At 73.4% G+C, this 18,581-nt stretch carries 18 protein-coding genes; 8 read left to right on the plus strand and 10 right to left on the minus strand.

The features are described 5' to 3' along the window. Positions 1–34: 34 nt before the first annotated feature. The gene (locus ACFVU3_RS12130) at positions 35–856 is read left to right on the plus strand and encodes a phosphate ABC transporter ATP-binding protein (protein ID WP_390066004.1); all 822 of its coding nucleotides are present in this window, start codon (positions 35–37) and stop codon (positions 854–856) included. Positions 857–925: 69 nt separating this feature from the next. Here the strand turns inward: ACFVU3_RS12130 and ACFVU3_RS12135 are convergent, their stop codons facing one another. The 3 genes from ACFVU3_RS12135 to ACFVU3_RS12145 all read right to left on the minus strand — a co-directional run bounded on the left by ACFVU3_RS12135 (position 926) and on the right by ACFVU3_RS12145 (position 4,177). Beyond that, positions 926–2,578: a phospho-sugar mutase gene (locus ACFVU3_RS12135; RefSeq protein WP_390065777.1), complete on the minus strand. Its 1,653-nt coding sequence runs from the start codon at positions 2,576–2,578 to the stop codon at positions 926–928. A 181-nt stretch (positions 2,579–2,759) separates the two neighbouring features. After that, positions 2,760–3,563: a purine-nucleoside phosphorylase gene (locus tag ACFVU3_RS12140; RefSeq protein WP_390065778.1), complete on the minus strand. Its 804-nt coding sequence runs from the start codon at positions 3,561–3,563 to the stop codon at positions 2,760–2,762. A 176-nt stretch (positions 3,564–3,739) separates the two neighbouring features. Beyond that, positions 3,740–4,177, minus strand: coding sequence for a gamma-glutamylcyclotransferase (locus tag ACFVU3_RS12145; protein WP_390065779.1), 438 nt, complete (start codon positions 4,175–4,177; stop codon positions 3,740–3,742). Positions 4,178–4,407: 230 nt separating this feature from the next. Here ACFVU3_RS12145 and ACFVU3_RS12150 point away from each other — a divergent pair, with 230 nt between their 5' ends. Together ACFVU3_RS12150 and ACFVU3_RS12155 are read left to right on the plus strand one after the other, a co-directional pair. Further along, a complete protein-coding gene (locus ACFVU3_RS12150; RefSeq protein WP_390065780.1) occupies positions 4,408–5,847 on the plus strand; it encodes an NAD(P)H-quinone dehydrogenase in 1,440 nt (479 codons plus the stop codon). 248 nt (positions 5,848–6,095) lie between these two features. Next, positions 6,096–7,022: a DeoR/GlpR family DNA-binding transcription regulator gene (locus tag ACFVU3_RS12155; protein WP_390065781.1), complete on the plus strand. Its 927-nt coding sequence runs from the start codon at positions 6,096–6,098 to the stop codon at positions 7,020–7,022. Positions 7,023–7,163: 141 nt separating this feature from the next. Here ACFVU3_RS12155 and ACFVU3_RS12160 read toward each other — a convergent pair whose 3' ends face one another. Further along, positions 7,164–8,918 (minus strand): acetyl/propionyl/methylcrotonyl-CoA carboxylase subunit alpha, encoded by a 1,755-nt coding sequence (locus ACFVU3_RS12160; protein ID WP_390065782.1) that lies wholly within the window; start codon positions 8,916–8,918, stop codon positions 7,164–7,166. A 373-nt stretch (positions 8,919–9,291) separates the two neighbouring features. Between ACFVU3_RS12160 and ACFVU3_RS12165 the strand changes: the two genes are divergently transcribed. Then, complete coding sequence (locus ACFVU3_RS12165) at positions 9,292–9,726, plus strand: hypothetical protein (protein WP_390065783.1); 435 nt, start codon at positions 9,292–9,294, stop codon at positions 9,724–9,726. Positions 9,727–9,733: 7 nt separating this feature from the next. Here ACFVU3_RS12165 and ACFVU3_RS12170 read toward each other — a convergent pair whose 3' ends face one another. From ACFVU3_RS12170 to ACFVU3_RS12180, 3 genes are read right to left on the minus strand one after another with little or no spacing between them, the layout of a single operon-like run. Then, positions 9,734–10,354, minus strand: a complete 621-nt coding sequence (locus ACFVU3_RS12170; protein WP_390065784.1) for a nucleoside triphosphate pyrophosphatase — start codon at positions 10,352–10,354, stop codon at positions 9,734–9,736. Positions 10,355–10,367: 13 nt separating this feature from the next. Beyond that, positions 10,368–10,496, minus strand: a complete 129-nt coding sequence (mmpB, locus tag ACFVU3_RS12175; protein WP_390065785.1) for a morphogenic membrane protein MmpB — start codon at positions 10,494–10,496, stop codon at positions 10,368–10,370. Positions 10,497–10,543: 47 nt separating this feature from the next. Next, positions 10,544–11,482, minus strand: a complete 939-nt coding sequence (locus ACFVU3_RS12180) for a LysR family transcriptional regulator (protein WP_390065786.1) — start codon at positions 11,480–11,482, stop codon at positions 10,544–10,546. Between the two features lie 127 nt (positions 11,483–11,609). Here ACFVU3_RS12180 and ACFVU3_RS12185 point away from each other — a divergent pair, with 127 nt between their 5' ends. Then, positions 11,610–12,161, plus strand: coding sequence for a dihydrofolate reductase family protein (locus ACFVU3_RS12185; RefSeq protein WP_390065787.1), 552 nt, complete (start codon positions 11,610–11,612; stop codon positions 12,159–12,161). A gap of 90 nt (positions 12,162–12,251) precedes the next feature. Here the strand turns inward: ACFVU3_RS12185 and ACFVU3_RS12190 are convergent, their stop codons facing one another. Continuing rightward, positions 12,252–12,917 (minus strand): TetR/AcrR family transcriptional regulator, encoded by a 666-nt coding sequence (locus ACFVU3_RS12190; RefSeq protein WP_390065788.1) that lies wholly within the window; start codon positions 12,915–12,917, stop codon positions 12,252–12,254. A gap of 36 nt (positions 12,918–12,953) precedes the next feature. On the opposite strand from ACFVU3_RS12190, the gene ACFVU3_RS12195 reads away from it, so the two are divergent. Further along, entirely contained in the window at positions 12,954–14,345 is a 1,392-nt protein-coding gene (locus tag ACFVU3_RS12195; RefSeq protein WP_390065789.1) for an MFS transporter, read from the plus strand. A 70-nt stretch (positions 14,346–14,415) separates the two neighbouring features. Here the strand turns inward: ACFVU3_RS12195 and ACFVU3_RS12200 are convergent, their stop codons facing one another. Both ACFVU3_RS12200 and ACFVU3_RS12205 read right to left on the minus strand, forming a co-directional pair. Further along, on the minus strand, positions 14,416–14,628 hold the full coding sequence (locus ACFVU3_RS12200; protein WP_189853451.1) for an acyl-CoA carboxylase epsilon subunit: 213 nt from the start codon (positions 14,626–14,628) through the stop codon (positions 14,416–14,418). A 20-nt stretch (positions 14,629–14,648) separates the two neighbouring features. Continuing rightward, the gene (locus ACFVU3_RS12205; RefSeq protein WP_390065790.1) at positions 14,649–16,253 is read right to left on the minus strand and encodes an acyl-CoA carboxylase subunit beta; all 1,605 of its coding nucleotides are present in this window, start codon (positions 16,251–16,253) and stop codon (positions 14,649–14,651) included. Positions 16,254–16,387: 134 nt separating this feature from the next. Between ACFVU3_RS12205 and ACFVU3_RS12210 the strand changes: the two genes are divergently transcribed. Beyond that, on the plus strand, positions 16,388–17,239 hold the full coding sequence (locus tag ACFVU3_RS12210) for a biotin--[acetyl-CoA-carboxylase] ligase (RefSeq protein ID WP_390065791.1): 852 nt from the start codon (positions 16,388–16,390) through the stop codon (positions 17,237–17,239). 115 nt (positions 17,240–17,354) lie between these two features. Then, a complete protein-coding gene (locus ACFVU3_RS12215) occupies positions 17,355–18,542 on the plus strand; it encodes an adenylate/guanylate cyclase domain-containing protein (protein WP_390065792.1) in 1,188 nt (395 codons plus the stop codon). Positions 18,543–18,581: the final 39 nt, after the last annotated feature.

Below are 18,581 nucleotides of genomic sequence, written 5' to 3' on the forward strand. Positions count from 1 at the left end.
TGCCGCCGTGACCGACCTCGCCGACACCGTCACCCTGCCGCCCGTCCCCGCCGGAAAGCCGCCGGCCGGCGCCGCCGGCCGCGCCGGCGCGCTCGACGCCGAGGCCGTCTCCGCCTGGTTCGGCGACCGCAAGGTCCTTGACCGGGTCTCGCTCGCCATGCCCGCCCGCGAGGTGACCGCCCTCATCGGCCCCTCGGGCTGCGGCAAGTCCACCTTCCTCCGCGTCCTCAACCGGATGCACGAGCTCATCGGCTCCGCCGCCCTCTCGGGCCGCGTCCTCCTCGACGGCGCCGACATCTACGACCGGGGCCGCCGCATCACCCACGCCCGCCGCGAGATCGGCATGGTCTTCCAGAAGCCCAACCCGTTCCCCGCGATGTCCCTCTACGACAACGTCCTCGCCGGCCTCAAGCTCGGCGGGGTCCGGGCCGGCCGCGACGAGAAGGACGCCCTCGTCGAGGAGTGCCTCACCCGGGCCGGCCTCTGGAACGAGGTCAGGGACCGGCTCCGGCAGCCCGGCGGGGCACTCTCCGGCGGCCAGCAGCAGCGTCTGTGCATCGCCCGCGCGCTCGCCGTCCGCCCCCGGGTGCTCCTCATGGACGAGCCCTGCTCCGCCCTCGACCCGACCTCCACCCGGCGCGTCGAGGAGACCATCGCCGAGCTGAAGTCCGAGGTGACGATCGTGATCGTCACCCACAACATGCAGCAGGCCGCCCGGGTCTCCGACTCCTGCGCCTTCTTCCTCGCCGAACAGGGCACGCCCGGGGTGATCGTCGAACACGGCCCCACGGAGCGGATGTTCGGCGCCCCGGGCGACCCGCGCACCGCCGACTACGTCAACGGCCGCTTCGGGTAGGACGGTCGGCGCGGACGGCGAAGGGCCGGTACGGAACTCCCGTACCGGCCCTCGCCCTTCACGCCCGGCTCACAGCCCCGCGGCCGCCGCCAGGTCCTTCTTCAGCGCGCCCAGCACCTCGGTGCCCGTCGCCCGCGCCGCGGCCAGACCGCTCGCGCCGGCGACCGGGACCACGACCTCCAGGTAGCACTTCAGCTTGGGCTCCGTGCCCGACGGGCGGACGATGACCCGCGCCTTGTACGCCCCGTCCAGGTGGTAGCGCAGGCCGTCCGTCGGCGGCAGCGACTCCGTGCCCTTGGTCAGGTCCTCCGCCGAGACGACGGAGAGCCCGGCGAGCCGCACCGGGGGCTTCTCGCGCAGCGCCGCCATCGCGTCCGCGATGACCGACAGGTCCTCCACGCGCACCGACAGCTGGTCCGTGGCGTGCAGCCCGTGCGCGACCGCCAGGTCGTCCAGCAGGTCGGTCAGCGTCCGGCCCCGCTCCTTCAGCTCCGAGGCCAGCTCGGCGACGAGCAGCGCCGCCGTGATGCCGTCCTTGTCGCGGACGCCCTCCGGGTCCACGCAGTAGCCGAGCGCCTCCTCGTACCCGTACCGCAGCCCCTCGACGCGGGCGATCCACTTGAAGCCGGTCAGCGTCTCCTCGTACCCGACCCCGGCCGCCCCGGCGATCCGCCCGAGCAGCGAGGACGACACGATGGACTCGGCGAAGACGCCGGTCGCCCCCTTGCTGACCAGGTGCGCGGCGAGCAGCGCGCCGACCTCGTCGCCGCGGAGCATCCGCCAGCCGCCCTCGGCGGACGCGTCCGGCACGGCCACCGCGCAGCGGTCGGCGTCCGGGTCGTTGGCGATGACGATGTCGGGGCCCACGGCCCGGGCCGCCTCGAAGGCGAGGTCCATGGCCCCCGGCTCCTCCGGGTTCGGGAACGCGACGGTCGGGAACGCCGGGTCGGGCTCGGCCTGCGCCGCGACCAGCGCGGGCGGCGGGAAGCCGTGCCGCGCGAAGGCGGCCGTCAGGACGTCCTTCCCGACGCCGTGCATGGCCGTGTAGACCGTCCGCGCGCCGCGCGCCGAGCCGGGGGTCAGGACGGCGTCGGTGCGGGCCAGGTACGCCTCCAGGACCTCCTCGCCCAGGGTCTCCCAGCCGTCCTCCGGCCGCGGCACGTCGGCCAGCGCCCGGACGGCGTCGATCTCGGCCGCGATCCCGGCGTCCGCCGGCGGCACGATCTGCGAGCCGTCGCCCAGGTACACCTTGTAGCCGTTGTCGCGCGGCGGGTTGTGGCTCGCCGTCACCTCGACGCCGGCGACGGCGCCCAGGTGCCTTATGGCGTACGCCAGGACCGGCGTCGGCAGCGGGCGCGGCAGCAGCGCGGCGCGCAGCCCGGCGCCCGTCATCACGGCGGCGGTGTCCCGGGCGAAGTCCTCGGACTTGTAGCGGGCGTCGTAGCCGATGACGACCAGCCCGCCGGCCCGCCCCTGCGCCTTCAGGTACGCGGCGAGCCCGGCGGCGGCCCGGATCACCACGGACCGGTTCATCCGCATGGGCCCGGCGCCCAGCTCGCCGCGGAGCCCCGCGGTGCCGAACTGGAGCGTCCCGGCGAACCGGACGGCCAGCTCGTCGGTGTCCCCGCGGTCGAGGAGCGCGCCGAGCTCCTCCCGGGTCTCGGGATCGGGGTCCTCGGCGAGCCACGCCTGGGCCCGGGCGAGGAGTTCGTCCTGCGTCACGGTGATGCGCCTTTCGGAGTGCGGGCGGTGGGGTGCGTGCGTGGGGGAGCGGGTGCGGGCGGGCGGGGGCGCGGGCGGGGCCGCTGGGCGGAGCCTTTCCCCGCCCCGCCCCTTCCCGAACCGGGGGCGAGCCCCGGGCCCCCGTACGGCCCGCGGCCGGGCCGCCGGCCGCCGGGAGAACTCAGATCCGGTCCAGGACCCGCGTCAGCAGTTCACCCATCCGCGCCGCCGAGTCCCGGCCCGCCTGGAGGACTTCCTCGTGGTTGAGCGGCTCGCCCGAGAGGCCCGCCGCCAGGTTGGTGACGAGGGAGATGCCGAGGACCTCCGCACCGGCCTCGCGCGCGGCGATGGCCTCCAGGACGGTGGACATGCCGACGAGGTCGCCGCCCATGACGCGGACCATGTTGATCTCGGCGGGCGTCTCGTAGTGCGGGCCGGGGAACTGGACGTACACGCCCTCCTCCAGCGTCTCGTCGACCTCCTTGCACAGCGCCCGCAGCCGCGGCGAGTACAGGTCGGTGAGGTCGACGAAGTTCGCGCCGACGATCGGCGAGGCGGCCGTCAGGTTGATGTGGTCGCTGATGAGGACCGGCTGGCCGGGGCGCATGCCCTCGCGCAGACCGCCGCAGCCGTTGGTCAGGACGACGGTCTTCACGCCGGCGGCGACGGCCGTGCGGACGCCGTGGGCGACGGACGCGACGCCGCGGCCCTCGTAGAAGTGGGTGCGGCCGAGGAAGACCAGGGCGCGCTTCTCACCGATCTTGTACGAGCGGACCTTGCCGCCGTGGCCCTCGACGGCCGGCGGCGGGAAGCCCGGGAGCTCGGTGACGGGGAACTCGGCCTCGGGGGCGCCCAGGGCGTCGACGGCCGGGGCCCAGCCGGAGCCCATGACCAGGGCGACGTCGTGGTTCTCGACTCCGGTCAGCTCGCGCAGGCGCGCGGCGGCGGCGTCGGCGGCCTCGTACGGGGTGGCAGTAGCGTTCACTGGCTCTTCTCGCCTCGGGGAGGGGGTCCGAGGGAGGTGGCCCCGGACGGAATTCGTTCGCGAAGAAGCCTAGCCCGAGAATTCCTACGCGCGTAGATGACGGCGCGGACGGACATGCGATCGTTGTCTTGTCGTTTCCCACGAAAGCACCCCGCGGCGGGGGTGGGGGCATGGCCTCAGCAGGGCCGCTTGCGGATCTCCATCACGTAGTCGTGCGGCGCTCCGGCCGACTCCGCCGCGTCGGCGACCTCGCCCAGGTAGCGGGCGGACGGCAGCCCGCCCTCGTACGCGTTGAGCACGTACACCCAGGCGGGCTCCTCGCCGTCGAGGGTGTGCACGCGGACGCGCATCCGCCGGTAGATGTCGAGCCCGACGCCCTCCCAGCGGTCCATCGACTCCTCGTCCATGGGCGCGATGTCGTACAGCGCCACGAAGACCTGCTGGCGCGGGGCCTCGACGAGGGTGGCGAGCGCCCCCTCCCAGCCCATCTGCTCCCCGCCGAAGGTGAGCCGCCAGCCGTTCAGCCAGCCGGTGCCGCGCAGCGGGGAGTGCGGGGCGCGGCGGCTCATCAGCCGCGCGTCGAGGTTGCCGGCGTAAGCGGCGTAGAGCGACATGGGTCCGAGGGTACGGGAGGGACGGGGGTGCCCGGCGAACCCCGGGGTGGCGGCCGCCCGGGGGGTTCCGCGGCGGCCCGGCGGCGATTTTCCGGCCCCGGCGCGAGGGACCCGGCCGCGTACGGGACAATGGGCTACGCACGTGAAGCGTGCGGGACAATGGCGTACGCACTGCAGCCCACGGGGGCCGCACACCCCCGGCAGAACGAGAGCGCGAGGCGTAGATCCCAGTGACCCGGATCGTGATCATCGGCGGCGGACCCGGCGGATACGAGGCGGCCCTGGTGGGCGCCCAACTCGGCGCGGAGGTGACCGTCGTCGACTGCGACGGCCTCGGCGGCGCGTCCGTCCTGACCGACTGCGTCCCCTCCAAGACCCTGATCGCCACGGCGGAGGTGATGACCACCTTCGACTCCTCCTACGAGGAGCTGGGCATCATCGTCGCGGACGACACCCCGCACGTCGAGCAGGCCGCCCGCGTCGTCGGCGTGGACCTCGGCAAGGTCAACCGACGGGTGAAGCGGCTCGCGCTCGCCCAGTCGCACGACATCACCGCCTCCGTCACCCGGGCCGGCGCCCGGGTGCTGCGCGGCCGCGGCCGGCTCTCCGGCCGCCAGGCCGTGGACGGCTCCCGCCAGGTGATCGTGACGGCCGCCGACGGCACCGAGGAGACGCTGACCGCCGACGCCGTGCTGATCGCCACCGGCGGCCACCCGCGCGAGCTGGCCGACGCCCAGCCGGACGGCGAGCGGATCCTGAACTGGACCCAGGTCTACGACCTGAAGGAGCTCCCGGAGGAGCTCATCGTGGTCGGTTCCGGTGTGACCGGTGCCGAGTTCGCCGGCGCCTACCAGGCCCTCGGCTCCCGCGTCACCCTGGTCTCCTCCCGCGACCGGGTGCTCCCGGGCGAGGACCCGGACGCGGCCGCGGTCCTGGAGGACGTCTTCCGCCGCCGCGGCATGAACGTCATGGCCCGCTCCCGCGCCGAGTCCGCCAAGCGGGTCGGCGACCGGGTCGAGGTCACCCTCGCGGACGGCCGGGTCATCTCCGGCACCCACTGCCTGATGGCCGTCGGCGCCATCCCGAACTCCGCCGGGATGGGCCTGGAGGAGGCCGGGGTCAGGCTCAAGGAGTCCGGGCACATCTGGACCGACAAGGTCTCCCGCACCTCCGCCCCCGGCGTGTACGCGGCCGGCGACGTCACCGGCGTCTTCGCGCTCGCCTCGGTCGCCGCCATGCAGGGCCGGATCGCCATGTACCACTTCCTCGGCGACGCGGTGGCCCCGCTCAACCTGAAGACGGTCTCCTCGAACGTCTTCACCGACCCCGAGATCGCGACCGTCGGCTACACCCAGGCCGACGTCGACGCCGGCAAGATCGACGCCCGGGTCGTCAAGCTGCCCCTGCTGCGCAACCCCCGCGCCAAGATGCAGGGCATCCGCGACGGCTTCGTGAAGATCTTCTGCCGCCCCGGAACCGGCATCGTGGTCGGCGGCTGTGTCGTCGCCCCGCGGGCGAGCGAGCTGATCCACCCGATCTCGATCGCGGTCGACAACAACCTGACGGTCGAACAGATCGCAAATGCTTTCACCGTGTACCCCTCCCTGTCGGGCTCGATCGCGGAAGTGGCACGGCAGTTGCACACCCGAAAGACCTCGGGCGAGGGCTGACACCCCGCGGACCACGGTGGCGATCACCGTCCCCGCCTGCGGGAACGGTTCGCCGACTCGGACAACTCCCGGCAAGGCGGGGCATAGCCGGGGCACAAAACGGATCAATGGCGGGGCTCTCCATACCACTTGGAGACCCCGCCCGTGTGCATCTTCCGCAATCCGGCGCATAGTGCTGAAAAGCAACCTCGGCGCACGTTACTGTCAGTTTCGTGTTCGCTGCAGAACGTCGCCAGTTGATCCTCGAAATGGTGCGAGCCAATGGGGCCGTGTCGCTCCGCGAGCTCGCCCGCGTCGTCCAGACCTCCGAAGTGACCGTGCGCCGCGACGTACGGGCCCTGGAGGCAGAAGGACTCCTCGACCGCCGGCACGGCGGTGCGGTGTTGCCGGGCGGATTCACGCGAGAATCCGGCTTCCCGCAGAAATCCCATCTCGCGACCGCGGAGAAGACGGCCATCGCCGACGTCGCCGCGAGCCTGGTCGAAGAGGGCGAGGCCATCGTCGTCGGCGCCGGGACCACCACCCAGGAGCTGGCCCGCCGGCTCGCCCGGGTGCCCGGCCTCACCGTGGTCACCAACTCGCTGCTCGTCGCCCAGGCCCTGGCGCACGCCAACCGGGTCGAGGTCGTCATGACCGGCGGCACCCTGCGCGGCTCCAACTACGCCCTGGTGGGCAGCGGGGCCGAGCAGTCGCTCCAGGGGCTGCGCGTCTCCCGCGCCTTCCTCTCCGGCAGCGGGCTCACCGCCGAGCGCGGCCTCTCCACGTCCAACATGCTCTCCGCGAGCGTGGACCGGGCGCTGGTGCAGGCGGCGGCCGAGGTCGTGGTCCTCGCCGACCACACCAAGCTCGGCACCGACACCATGTTCCAGACGGTGCCGACGGACGTGATCACCCGGCTGGTCACCGACGAGCCTCCGCCGCACGACGAGCGGGCCGCCACCGAGCTCCAGGCCCTCGCCGACCAGGGCGTGCAGATCGCCGTGGCCGGCACCGGGCAGAGCGGCGCCCCCGCCGGTGAGCAGCTGCCCCCGGGCGTCCGGGGCCGCCGTGACATGCCGCTCCCCGTCCAGCGCGGCGGCAGGATGCCGGGCGGCCAGTTCCGCGGGCCCGGCCCCGGCCTGGGCGCCGAGCCCCTGGAGCGCACGGCCCGCGTCGCGGACCTGCGCCGCCGCTGACCCCGCGCGGCCCTCCCCGTACCACCCGGGCCGCACCCGTACGCAGTGAGCCGCCGTCCCTTCCCGCCCCGCACGCGGCGAAGGGCCCCCAGGCGGCTGCCTGCGGGCCCTTCCTCCGGGCGTCCGCGTGGACGAGGGCCGTCAGCCCTTGATCTCGCAGATGCCGGCGCCGGACGTCACGGACGCGCCGACCTCGGCGTTCAGGCCGGTGACGGTGCCGGACTTGTGCGCGTTGAGCGGCTGCTCCATCTTCATGGCCTCCAGGACGACGATCAGATCGCCCTCCTTGACCTCCTGGCCCTCCTCGACCGCGACCTTCACGATCGTGCCCTGCATGGGCGAGGCGAGGGTGTCGCCCGAGGCGGTGGGGCCCGACTTCTTGGCGGCGCGGCGCTTCGGCTTGGCACCGGCGGCCAGGCCCGTGCGGGCGAGGGTCATGCCGAGCGACGACGGGAGGGAGACCTCCAGGCGCTTGCCGCCGACCTCGACCACGATCGTCTCGCGGCCGGCCTCGTCGTCCTCCGCGTCGGCACCGGCCGGGGCGAACGGCGGGATCTCGTTGACGAACTCGGTCTCGATCCACCGGGTGTGGACGCGGAACGGGTCGGCGGTGAACGCCGGGTCGACCACGGCCGCCTGGTGGAACGGGATGGCGGTGGCCATGCCCTCGACCTTGAACTCGGCGAGCGCGCGGGCGGCGCGCTGGAGCGCCTGCTCACGGGTGGCACCGGTGACGATCAGCTTGGCGAGGAGCGAGTCCCACGCCGGGCCGATGACCGAGCCGGACTCGACGCCCGCGTCCAGGCGGACGCCCGGGCCGGTCGGCGGCTGGAAGAGCGTGACCGTGCCGGGGGCCGGGAGGAAGTTGCGGCCCGGGTCCTCGCCGTTGATACGGAACTCGAAGGAGTGACCGCGTACGGCCGGGTCGCCGTAACCGAGCTCCTCGCCGTCGGCGATCCGGAACATCTCGCGGACCAGGTCGATGCCGGTGACCTCCTCGGTCACCGGGTGCTCCACCTGGAGCCGGGTGTTGACCTCCAGGAAGGAGATCGTCCCGTCGAGGCCGACGAGGAACTCGACCGTGCCGGCGCCGACGTAGCCGGCCTCCTTCAGGATCGCCTTCGACGCCGCGTACAGCTGCGCGTTCTGGTCGTCCGTCAGGAATGGCGCGGGCGCCTCCTCGACGAGCTTCTGGTGGCGGCGCTGGAGCGAGCAGTCACGGGTCGAGACGACGACCACGTTGCCGTGCTGGTCGGCGAGGCACTGGGTCTCGACGTGGCGCGGCTTGTCGAGGTAGCGCTCGACGAAGCACTCGCCGCGGCCGAAGGCGGCCACGGCCTCGCGCACGGCGGAGTCGTACAGCTCCGGGACCTCTTCGAGGGTGCGGGCGACCTTGAGGCCGCGGCCGCCGCCGCCGAAGGCCGCCTTGATGGCGATCGGCAGGCCGTGCTCCTCGGCGAAGGCGACGACCTCGTCCGCGCCGGAGACCGGGTCCGGGGTGCCCGCGACGAGCGGGGCGCCGGCGCGCTGGGCGATGTGGCGGGCGGCCACCTTGTCGCCGAGGTCGCGGATGGCCTGCGGCGGCGGGCCGATCCAGGTCAGACCGGCGTCGAGCACGGCCTGGGCGAACTCCGCGTTCTCGGAGAGGAAGCCGTAGCCGGGGTGGATCGCGTCCGCGCCGGCGTCCTTCGCAGCCTGGAGCACCTTGGCCATGTCCAGGTAACTGGTGGCCGGGGTGTCACCGCCCAGGGCGAACGCCTCGTCGGCCGCGCGGACGTGCAGAGCGTCCCGGTCCGGGTCCGCGTAGACGGCTACGCTGGCGATCCCGGCATCCCGGCAGGCACGGGCGACACGAACAGCGATTTCGCCACGGTTGGCGATGAGCACCTTGCGCACGATGGCTCCCTCCTTGAAACAAGCTGAGTTTAGGGACTGCCGACACGGCCCCTCGACCCGTCCCCAAGGGTGAGCTTGCCCACACGGAGCGTGAATCGACGGTCGCTCGGGTCGTGAAATCCCTTGTCGCACCAAGGTACGCAGGGTTTCTTTACGGCACAGTAGCTCCGAGGTGTGGCGCAGGTCTCTGTTCGTGGAGCCAGTCGCCATTCGGGTTTCTTTGTGGAGTCCCTACGAATGGCTCAATGATTCTTTGCCGGACCGTCGTCCTTCGGCCATCGCGTGCGCACTCTTGTCCGGGCGTTTACCGGCCAGTAGCCTTCGCGCTGTCGACCGTACTGTCGGTAACAGGCGAATCCAGGGGGTGGCCGAGGTGGCCCGCAGACCGATCGCACTCGTCACGGCCGCCGTGCTCCTCGTGGAGGCGCCCGCCGTCGTCGGCCTCAACGCGATCATGGCCCGGTTCGTGGAGGTCCAGTCGATGTCCCTCGACGGGCTCGACCCCGGCCACATGGTCACCGGCACCTGGGCCCTCGGCATCGCCTCCGGCCTCGCCCTCGCGCTCTGCGCCCTCGTCGCCCTCCTCGCCGGCCTCCGCGACCGCGCCCCCGGCCGCTTCGGCCGGGGACTGCTCATCGGCTGCGCGGTCGTCCACGGCGTCCTGGGCGCGGTCGCGGTCGGCCTGATCGGCTGGAGGGCCTTCGCCGTCCTGATGACCGTCGTCGGGCTGATCGTGCTCACCCTGGTGGCGTACGGGAAGGAGCCCGCCGCCCCCGAGGAGCCGGCGGCGGCGCCCGCGGCGGCCTGACGCACGATCAGGCCCAGAGCTCGGTGATGCCCACGTCCAGCTTGGCGAGGAGCCGGCGCAGCAGCGGCAGCGACAGGCCGATCACGTTGCCCGGGTCGCCGTCGATGCCCTCGATGAACGGGGCCGACCGGCCGTCCAGCGTGAACGCGCCCGCCACGTGCAGCGGTTCGCCGCTCGCCACGTACGCCGCGACCTCCTCGTCCGTCGGCTCGCCGAACCGGACCACCGTGGCCGCCGTCGCCGACTCGTACCGCTTGGCCGCCGTGTCGTAGACGCAGTGGCCGGTCTGGAGGATGCCGACCCGGCCCCGCATCTCCTTCCAGCGGGCGGTGGCCTCGGCGGCGTCCGCGGGCTTGCCCAGGGCACGCCCGTCCAGCTCCAGGACCGAGTCGCAGCCGATCACCAGGGCGCCGCTCGCCTCCGGGCGGGCGGCGACGTGGGCCGCCTTGGCCTCCGCGAGGGCGAGGGCGAGCTCCGCCGGGGTCGGCGCGTGGACCTTGTCCTCGTCCACGCCGCTGACGATCACCTCGGGGGCGAGGCCGGCCTGGCGGAGCAGGCCCAGCCGGGCGGGGGAGGCGGAGGCGAGGACGAGACGGCGGGGCGTGCCGCCCGGGCGATCAGCAGTCATGGGGGCAGCGTACTCAGCGGGCGCCCACCACGAGCATCAGGACGACCATGGCCAGTGCCAGGAGCACGCCGGATCTGCGCACCATCTCCTGCGTCTCGCGCAGGAACTTCGGCGGCTTGTTCTCCGGGTCGGACCACAGCATGCTCCGATCTTGCGGCCGGGGCGGCCGGAGCGCCTGAGTACGGATACTCAACCGCCCCCCGCGGTCTCCTCCCGGGAGTGTCCCGGCTCCGGAGGCGCGAGCTCGTCGAGGGTGTCGAGATAGGGGCGGACCAGCGGATTGCGGCGGCCGGCGGGCCACATCAGGCCGTAGTCGACGGTCGGGGCGTCACGGAAGGGGACGAAGGCGAGCCCCGGCCGGCCGTGGAACGGCTCGGCGCGGGCGGCGGCCGTGCCGACGCCCGCGCCGGCGGCGACGTGGACGAGCACCTCCTGCCAGGAGTGCGTCGCGGGCCCCTGGGGGACCGGCCGGCCGGCCGGGGTCCGGCGGGGGAAGTGGCGGTCCATCCAGGGGCGGGGGGCGCGGGCGTCGGCGAGGGTGACCAGCGGGGTGTCCGCGAGGTCCTCGACGGAGACGGACCCCCGTCCGGCGAACGGGTGGTCGACGGGGACCATCAGCGCCCTCGGCTCCGCGAACACCAGCCGTCCGGTGGTGATGTCCGGCTCGTCGACGGGGAACTCCGCCAGCTGGACGTCGACGGTGCCGGCGCGCAGGCCGCCCAGCAGGTCGCGGAGCTGGACCTCCCGCAGCTCGACCTCGCAGCCGGGGTGCCGGGCCAGGAAGAGCCGCGCGGCCCGCGCCACCAGGTCGCCGCACCACGGCGCGGACCAGCCCACCCGGACGAGCCCCTCGATCCGTCCGCCCCGGCCGGCCGCGACGGCCCGCGCGAGCCCCAGCCCGATCTGCTCGTACGCGGGCAGCAGGTCGTCCCGCAGCCGCTCGCCGACCCCGGTCAGCGCCACGCTCCGGCTGGTGCGGGTGAACAGCCGGGTGCCGAGACGCCGTTCCAGCCGCCCGATGGTCTGGCTGATCCGGCTCGTCGTCACGTGGAGCCGGGCGGCGGTGCGCCCGAAGTGCAGTTCCTCGGCGAGCGTGAGGAACGCCTCAAGCTCCAGCCGCTCCAGCATGGGGTGTCCGTCCCTTCGTGTAGCCAGGCTCAACGAGCGTTGCTCCTTCCGTTCTTGTCGGTGGATCCGGCCGCTCCTGATGCTGGGGCCCCAGGAATGCCCGTCTCGGCCAAGGAAGTGCACCGGCATGCGCAAGATCGTCAATTCGACGTACGTCTCCCTCGACGGCGACATCGAGAAGCTCGACCAGTGGTCCTTCGCGTACTGGAGCGACGAGCTGGAGCGGTACGCGAACAAGCTGCTGTTCGCCGCCGACGCGCTGCTGATGGGGCGCGGGACCTACACGGACTTCGCCTCCGCCTGGACGGAGCGGGCGGGCACCGACGCCTTCGCCGACCGCATGAACGCCCTCGACAAGCACGTCGTCTCCGACACCCTCACGGGCGGCGCGTGGGGTCCCACCACGGTGATCCCCCGGGAGGGGGCCGTCGAGGCGGTCGCCGCGCTCAAGGAGCGGCCGGGCGGGGACATCCTGATGTACGGCTTCGGCCCCGTCGCCAAGACCCTGCTCGCCCACGGCCTGCTGGACGAGGTCCACTTCTGGGTCCACCCGGTGATCGCGGGCGGCGGGACCCTCGCCGCCGACGGCTTCGAGGGCCGGCTCCGGCACATCCGTACCGAGACCCTCGACACCGGGGTCGTGGTGCTCACCTACGCGCCCGCCCCCCTCGCACAGTAGAGACGAACCGTATCGTCTCGTTGTGTCACTATGGCGCCGCCGGCGCCCCGGGTCAAGCGGCTTCCCGGGGTGCCGGCGGCGTGCGGCGGTTCAGGCCGTGTACGCGCCCGCGGCGGCGGCGGCCAGAGCGGCCGTGACGGCCCGTTCGGCGTCGGCCGCGGTCACTTCCTCGCGGGTGACGGCGAAGCGGTAGTAGAGCGGCGCGGAGACGGCCCGGAGGAGTTCCAGCGGGTCGGTGCCGGCGGGGAGCTCGCCGCGGGCGGCCGCCCGGACGGCGACCGGGGCCCATTCGGTCAGCCGGGTGCGGTAGAAGCCGTTCAGGGCGCGGGCGCACTCCTCGTCGCAGGCGGCCGCCGCGATGACGGCCCGGAAGACGGCGCCCATCCGCGGGTCGGTGAGGGTCTCCCGCACGAGGGCGGCGTTGGCCCGCAGGTCGCCCGCGAGGGTGCCGGTGTCGGCGGCGGGCTGCGACTGCTCGGCCATGTCGTGCAGGAGGTCCGCGACCAGGCCGACGGGGGAGGTCCAGCGGCGGTAGACGGTGGTCTTCCCGACGCCGGCGGCGGCGGCGATCTGGTCCATGTTCAGGGTGTGGAAGCCGCCGGCGGCGAGGGTCTCCTCGGTGGCGTCGAGGACCGCCCGGCGCACCTTGGCGGTGCGGCCTCCGGGGCGCTGGGTGCCGGGCACGGCCGACGGGCTCTCGCTCAAATGGGTCTCCTGTTCCATTAAGGCGTCGCGGTCTGCTACGGTCTCGTTCATCTTAACGGAACCAGTCTCCCATTAAGGGGTCCCGTCATGGTCGCCCTCGATGCCCGTCCCGTCCCGGCCCCGGCCGTCCGCATGGACGGCAGGACCCGGCTCGTCCTCGTCGTCCTCCTCGTCGCCCAGTTCATGCTGGCCGTCGACTTCTCGATCCTGAACGTCGCCCTCCCCGTCATCGGCGAAGGACTCGGCTTCTCCCTCGGCGGCCTCCAGTGGATCGCGACCTCCTTCGCCCTCGCCGCCGCCGGCTTCACCCTCCTCTTCGGACGCCTCGCCGACCTCCTCGGCCGCCGCCGCGTCTTCCTCGCCGGCATGGCCGTCCTCGGCGCCGCCTCCCTCGCCGGCGGCCTCGCCACCACCCCCGAACTCCTCATGGCCGCCCGCGTCGCCCAGGGCCTCGCCACCGCCGCCGTCACCCCCGCCGGCCTCTCCCTGCTCACCTCCGCCTTCCCCGAGGGACCGCTCCGCGACAAGGCCCTCGGTCTCAACGGCGCCCTGATGTCGGCCGGATTCACCACCGGCGCCGTCCTCGGCGGAGTCCTCACCGACCTGCTCTCCTGGCGCTGGGCCTTCCTCGTCAACGTGCCGGTCGCCCTCGCCGTCCTGCTCGTCGCCCCCGCCGTCCTGAAGGAGAGCCGCCCCGCCGACCGGCCCCGCCTCGACGTGCCCGGCGCGATCACCGTCACCGGCGGCCTGCTCGCCCTCGTCCTCGGCCTCACCGGCGCCGACGAGCACGGCTGGACCGCCCCCGGCACCCTCGTCCCGCTCGCCGTCGCCGCCGGCCTCCTCACCGCCTTCCCCTTCGTCGAGCGGCGCTCCGCCGCGCCCCTCGTCCCCCTCCGGGTCCTGAAGCGCCGCACCGTCGTCTGGGGCAACCTCGCCGGGCTCGCCGCCTTCGCCACCGAGACCTCGCTGGTCTTCCTGATGACCCTGCACCTCCAGGACGTGCTCGGCTTCTCGCCGCTCGCCGCCGGCCTCTCCTTCGGCGTCCTCGGCGCCGGCACCGTCCTCGGCGGCCTGCTCGCCCCCCGCCTCATCGGCCGCTTCTCGCCCCGCGCCGCCCTCGTCGCCGGCGGCGTCCTCCAGGCCGCCGCCACCCTCGCCCTCCTCGGCATCGGCGACGGGCGGAACACGTACGGGCTGCTGCTCGCGGCCACCTTCGCCGGCGGCGTCGGCAACATGCTCGCCATCGTCGGCTTCATGGTCACCGCCACCTCGGGCCTCCCCGACACCGAGCAGGGCATGGCCACCGGCATCGCGACCATGACCCAGCAGGTCGGCATCACCCTCGGCACCCCGGTGATGAGCGCCGTCGTCGTCACCGCCGCGACGCTCCCCGGCGGCATCGCCCGCGCGGTCGCCGTCAACGCGGCCCTCGTCCTCCTGGCGGTCCTCGTGCCGGCGCTCCTCCTGCGGCGGCGCTGACCGCACGACGAAGGCCGGACCCCCCGCACACGGGGTCCGGCCTTCACTCACGTCACACGGGTCGGACCGGTCAGACCGGCCAGTAGGACCGCGCCCAGGCCCGCGGGCCCGGCCGCTGCCGCACCGCACGCGCGATGCGCGACGGATCCGACCAGCCCTCCGGTACCGCCGGGCCGCCGCCCTGCGCGGCCGCCGCCGCCGTGGCCGCGGCCCGGGCCTGGACCACCGCCAGTGCGGCGGCCAGCTCCTCGGGCGTCGGGTTGCCTCGTACGACCTTGATCATCGTGCTGTCCCTCCCGAGGGTTAGAGCGGGATGTTGCCGTGCTTCTTCGGAGGCAGGGATTCCCGCTTGGTCCGCAGCTGACGCAGACCCTTCACGACCTGCGCCCGGGTCTCCGACGGCAGGACCACGCCGTCGATGTACCCGCGCTCGGCCGCGATGTACGGGTTGAGCAGGGTGTCCTCGTACTCCTGGATCAGCCGCGCCCGCACCGCCTCGACGTCCTCGCCGTTCGCCTCCGCCTCCGCGATCGTGCGGCGGTGCAGGATGTTCACCGCGCCCTGCGCGCCCATGACCGCGATCTGCGCCGTCGGCCACGCCAGGTTCAGGTCGGCGCCCAGGTGCTTGGAGCCCATCACGTCGTACGCGCCGCCGAACGCCTTGCGGGTGATGACCGTGATCAGCGGGACGGTCGCCTCGGCGTACGCGTAGATCAGCTTCGCGCCGCGCCGGATGATGCCGCCGTACTCCTGGTCCACGCCCGGCAGGAAGCCCGGGACGTCCACGAAGGTCAGCACCGGGATGTTGAAGGCGTCGCAGGTGCGCACGAACCGCGCGGCCTTCTCCGAGGCGTTGATGTCCAGACAGCCCGCGAACTGCATCGGCTGGTTGGCGACGATGCCGACCGGGAAGCCCTCCACCCGGCCGAAGCCGGTCAGGATGTTCGGCGCGAACAGCGCCTGCGTCTCCAGGAACTCGCCGTCGTCCACGACGTGCTCGATCACCGTGTGCATGTCGTACGGCTGGTTCGCCGAGTCCGGGATCAGCGTGTCGAGCTCCAGGTCCTCGCCCGAGACCTCGGTGTCCGCCGTCTCCGGGAAGGCCGGCGCCTCCGAGAGGTTGTTCGACGGCAGGTACGAGAGCAGCTGCTTCACGTACTCGATGGCGTCCTTCTCGTCACCCGCCATGTGGTGCGCCACGCCCGACGTCGTGTTGTGCGTCCGGGCGCCGCCCAGCTCCTCGAAGCCCACGTCCTCGCCGGTCACCGTCTTGATGACGTCCGGACCGGTGATGAACATGTGCGAGGTCTGGTCCACCATCACCGTGAAGTCGGTGATCGCGGGGGAGTACACCGCACCGCCCGCGCACGGGCCCACGACCAGCGAGATCTGCGGGATCACGCCGGACGCGTGGGTGTTGCGGCGGAAGATCTCGCCGTACATGCCGAGCGCGCTCACGCCCTCCTGGATGCGGGCGCCGCCGGAGTCGTTGATGCCGACGACCGGGCAGCCGGTCTTCAGCGCGAAGTCCATCACCTTGATGATCTTCTGCCCGTACGTCTCGCCCAGCGCCCCGCCGAAGACCGTGAAGTCCTGCGAGAAGACGGCCACCGGACGCCCGTCCACCGTGCCGTAGCCGGAGACGACACCGTCGCCGTACGGCCGGTTCTTCTCCAGGCCGAAGTTGGTCGACCGGTGCCGGGCCAGCTCGTCCAGCTCCACGAAGGAGCCCTCGTCGAGCAGCAGGGCGATCCGCTCACGCGCGGTCAGCTTGCCCTTCGCGTGCTGCTTCTCCACCGCGCGCTCCGAGCCGGCGTGCGTGGCCTCGCCGATGCGGCGCTTCAGATCCGCGATCTTGCCCGCGGTCGTGTGAATGTCGATCTCGTACTGCTCTGCCGGCTCGGACATCGGGATGCGGCTCCCTGCCTGGTCACGGGGGGTTCGTTGACTGCGAATGGGCTACTGACGGCCTACTGACCCGTAGCGTATCGGCGCCGGTAGGGCAGCGCAGTGCGGTCTATCCCACACCTAGTCTGGCTTGCATGACGTCCTCCCACGCATCAGGCGGACCCTGGTCCGACCTCGAACGGCCCCCGCTCAACGCCCGCGCGCTGCGTCAGGCACTGCTCCTCCCGGACGGCCTGTGGACCTCGCTCGACGTGGTCCCCACCACCGGCTCGACCAACTCCGACCTCGCCGCCCGCGCCGCCGGGCTCCCCGAGGGAGCCGTGCTGGTCGCCGAGGAGCAGACCTCCGGACGCGGCCGCCTCGACCGCACCTGGAGCGCCCCCGCACGCTCCGGGCTCTTCCTCTCCGTCCTGCTCAAGCCGGACGTGCCCGCGCACCGGCTCGGCTGGCTCCCGCTGCTCACCGGCGTCGCCGCCGCCACCGGCCTGGTGAAGGCCGCCGGCGCCGACGTCTCCCTCAAGTGGCCCAACGACCTCCTCGTGACGGTCGACGGCCACGAACGCAAGGCCGGCGGCATCCTCGCCGAGCGGGCCGGCGAGGACGGCGTCGTCGTCGGCCTCGGCATCAACGTCTCCCTGCGCGCCGACGAGCTGCCCGTCCCCGCGGCCGGCTCCCTCCTCCTCGCCGACGCCGTCTCCACCGACCGCGACACCCTGCTCCGGGCCGTCCTGCGCTCCCTCGCCGACTGGTACGGCGCCTGGACGCGGGCCGGCGGCGACCCCGAGGAGTCCGGGGTCCTGGCGGCGTACACGGCCGGCTGCGTCACCCTCGGCCGCCGGGTCCGCGCCGACCTGCCGGGCGAGCGGATGCTGGAGGGTGAGGCGGTCGCCCTGGACGGCGACGGGCGCCTGGTCGTGGCCACCGAGGGCGGCGGCACGGAGGCGGTCGGCGCGGGCGACATCGTCCACCTGCGCGCGGAGGGCTGATCCCCCGGCCGTTCCGGCGTGAGCCAGCCCACACCTGTCGTATCGTGGAGCGCGATCCAGGCGAACAGATCGGCAGGACAGTGGGCAGCGGCAGGGAACGGGCAGGAGGCGGCCGGTGACCGTCGACGACGCGAACACGGGCGACGACCGGTCCGGGCCACCCGAGCCGTCGGACCCGCCGGAGACGGCGGCGGCCGCCGAGACCTCGGCGTACCCGACGCCCCACCACGCCGTCGACCACACGGTCGAGCCGACCGACGACCCGCTCGCCATCCGCCTCGAACAGCTCATCCTCGGCGCCGACCGCCGCTACACCCCCTTCCAGGCCGCCCGCACCGCGGGCGTCTCCATGGAACTGGCCTCCCGCTTCTGGCGCGCCATGGGCTTCGCCGACATCGGACAGGCCAAGGCGCTCACCGAGGCCGACGTGCTCGCCCTGCGGCGGCTCGCCGGCCTCGTCGAGGCGGGACTGCTCAGCGAGCCCATGGCGGTGCAGGTGGCCCGCTCCACCGGGCAGACCACCGCCCGACTGGCCGAATGGCAGATCGATTCCTTCCTGGAGGGCCTGACCGAGCCGCCCGAGCCCGGCATGACCCGCGCCGAGGTCACCTACCCCCTGGTCGAGCTGCTCCTGCCGGAGCTGGAGGAGTTCCTGATCTACGTGTGGCGGCGGCAGCTCGCCGCCGCCACCGGCCGGGTCGCGCAGGCCGCCGACGACGAGGAGATGGTCGACCGCCGGCTCGCCGTCGGCTTCGCCGACCTCGTCGGCTTCACGCGCCTCACCCGGCGCCTGGAGGAGGAGGAGCTCGGCGAGCTGGTCGAGGCGTTCGAGACCACCTGCGCCGACCTGGTCGCCGCGCACGGCGGCCGGCTCATCAAGACCCTCGGCGACGAGGTGCTGTACGCGGCGGACGACGCCGGCATCGCCGCCGAGATCGCGCTGCGCCTGATCGAGACCCTCAGCCAGGACGAGACCATGCCGGCGCTGCGGGTCGGCATCGCCTTCGGCACCGTCACGACCCGGATGGGCGATGTCTTCGGGACCACCGTGAACCTGGCGAGCCGGCTCACCTCGATAGCGCCGAAGGACGCCGTCCTGGTGGACAGCGCCTTCGCCGAGGAGCTGACCAGGACCCGCGAGGTGCCCGTCTCGGAGGCCGAGGCGGCGGAGGAGGCCGCCCGCGCCGAGAAGGAGGGCCGGACCCCGGAGACGTACCGCTTCGCGCTCCAGCCCATGTGGCAGCGGTCGGTCCGCGGCCTCGGCGTCGTGGAGCCCTGGCTCCTGAACCGCCGTCCGACCTAAGATCCCTCCCGGTGCATGTGAACCGTCGTTAACCGGGAG

Source organism: Streptomyces sp. NPDC058052 (assembly GCF_042885515.1).
Lineage (GTDB): Bacteria > Actinomycetota > Actinomycetes > Streptomycetales > Streptomycetaceae > Streptomyces.

Coding starts and splice junctions, on each gene's coding strand:
- ACFVU3_RS12185 (WP_390065787.1), top strand. CDS start 11,610: ATGCGCAAGATCGTCAATTCGACGTACGTCTCCCTCGACGGCGACATC.
- ACFVU3_RS12190 (WP_390065788.1), bottom strand. CDS start 12,917: ATGAACGAGACCGTAGCAGACCGCGACGCCTTAATGGAACAGGAGACC.
- ACFVU3_RS12200 (WP_189853451.1), bottom strand. CDS start 14,628: ATGATCAAGGTCGTACGAGGCAACCCGACGCCCGAGGAGCTGGCCGCC.
- ACFVU3_RS12180 (WP_390065786.1), bottom strand. CDS start 11,482: ATGCTGGAGCGGCTGGAGCTTGAGGCGTTCCTCACGCTCGCCGAGGAA.
- mmpB (WP_390065785.1), bottom strand. CDS start 10,496: ATGCTGTGGTCCGACCCGGAGAACAAGCCGCCGAAGTTCCTGCGCGAG.
- ACFVU3_RS12170 (WP_390065784.1), bottom strand. CDS start 10,354: ATGACTGCTGATCGCCCGGGCGGCACGCCCCGCCGTCTCGTCCTCGCC.
- ACFVU3_RS12145 (WP_390065779.1), bottom strand. CDS start 4,177: ATGTCGCTCTACGCCGCTTACGCCGGCAACCTCGACGCGCGGCTGATG.
- ACFVU3_RS12155 (WP_390065781.1), top strand. CDS start 6,096: ATGGTGCGAGCCAATGGGGCCGTGTCGCTCCGCGAGCTCGCCCGCGTC.
- ACFVU3_RS12195 (WP_390065789.1), top strand. CDS start 12,954: ATGGTCGCCCTCGATGCCCGTCCCGTCCCGGCCCCGGCCGTCCGCATG.
- ACFVU3_RS12210 (WP_390065791.1), top strand. CDS start 16,388: ATGACGTCCTCCCACGCATCAGGCGGACCCTGGTCCGACCTCGAACGG.
- ACFVU3_RS12205 (WP_390065790.1), bottom strand. CDS start 16,253: ATGTCCGAGCCGGCAGAGCAGTACGAGATCGACATTCACACGACCGCG.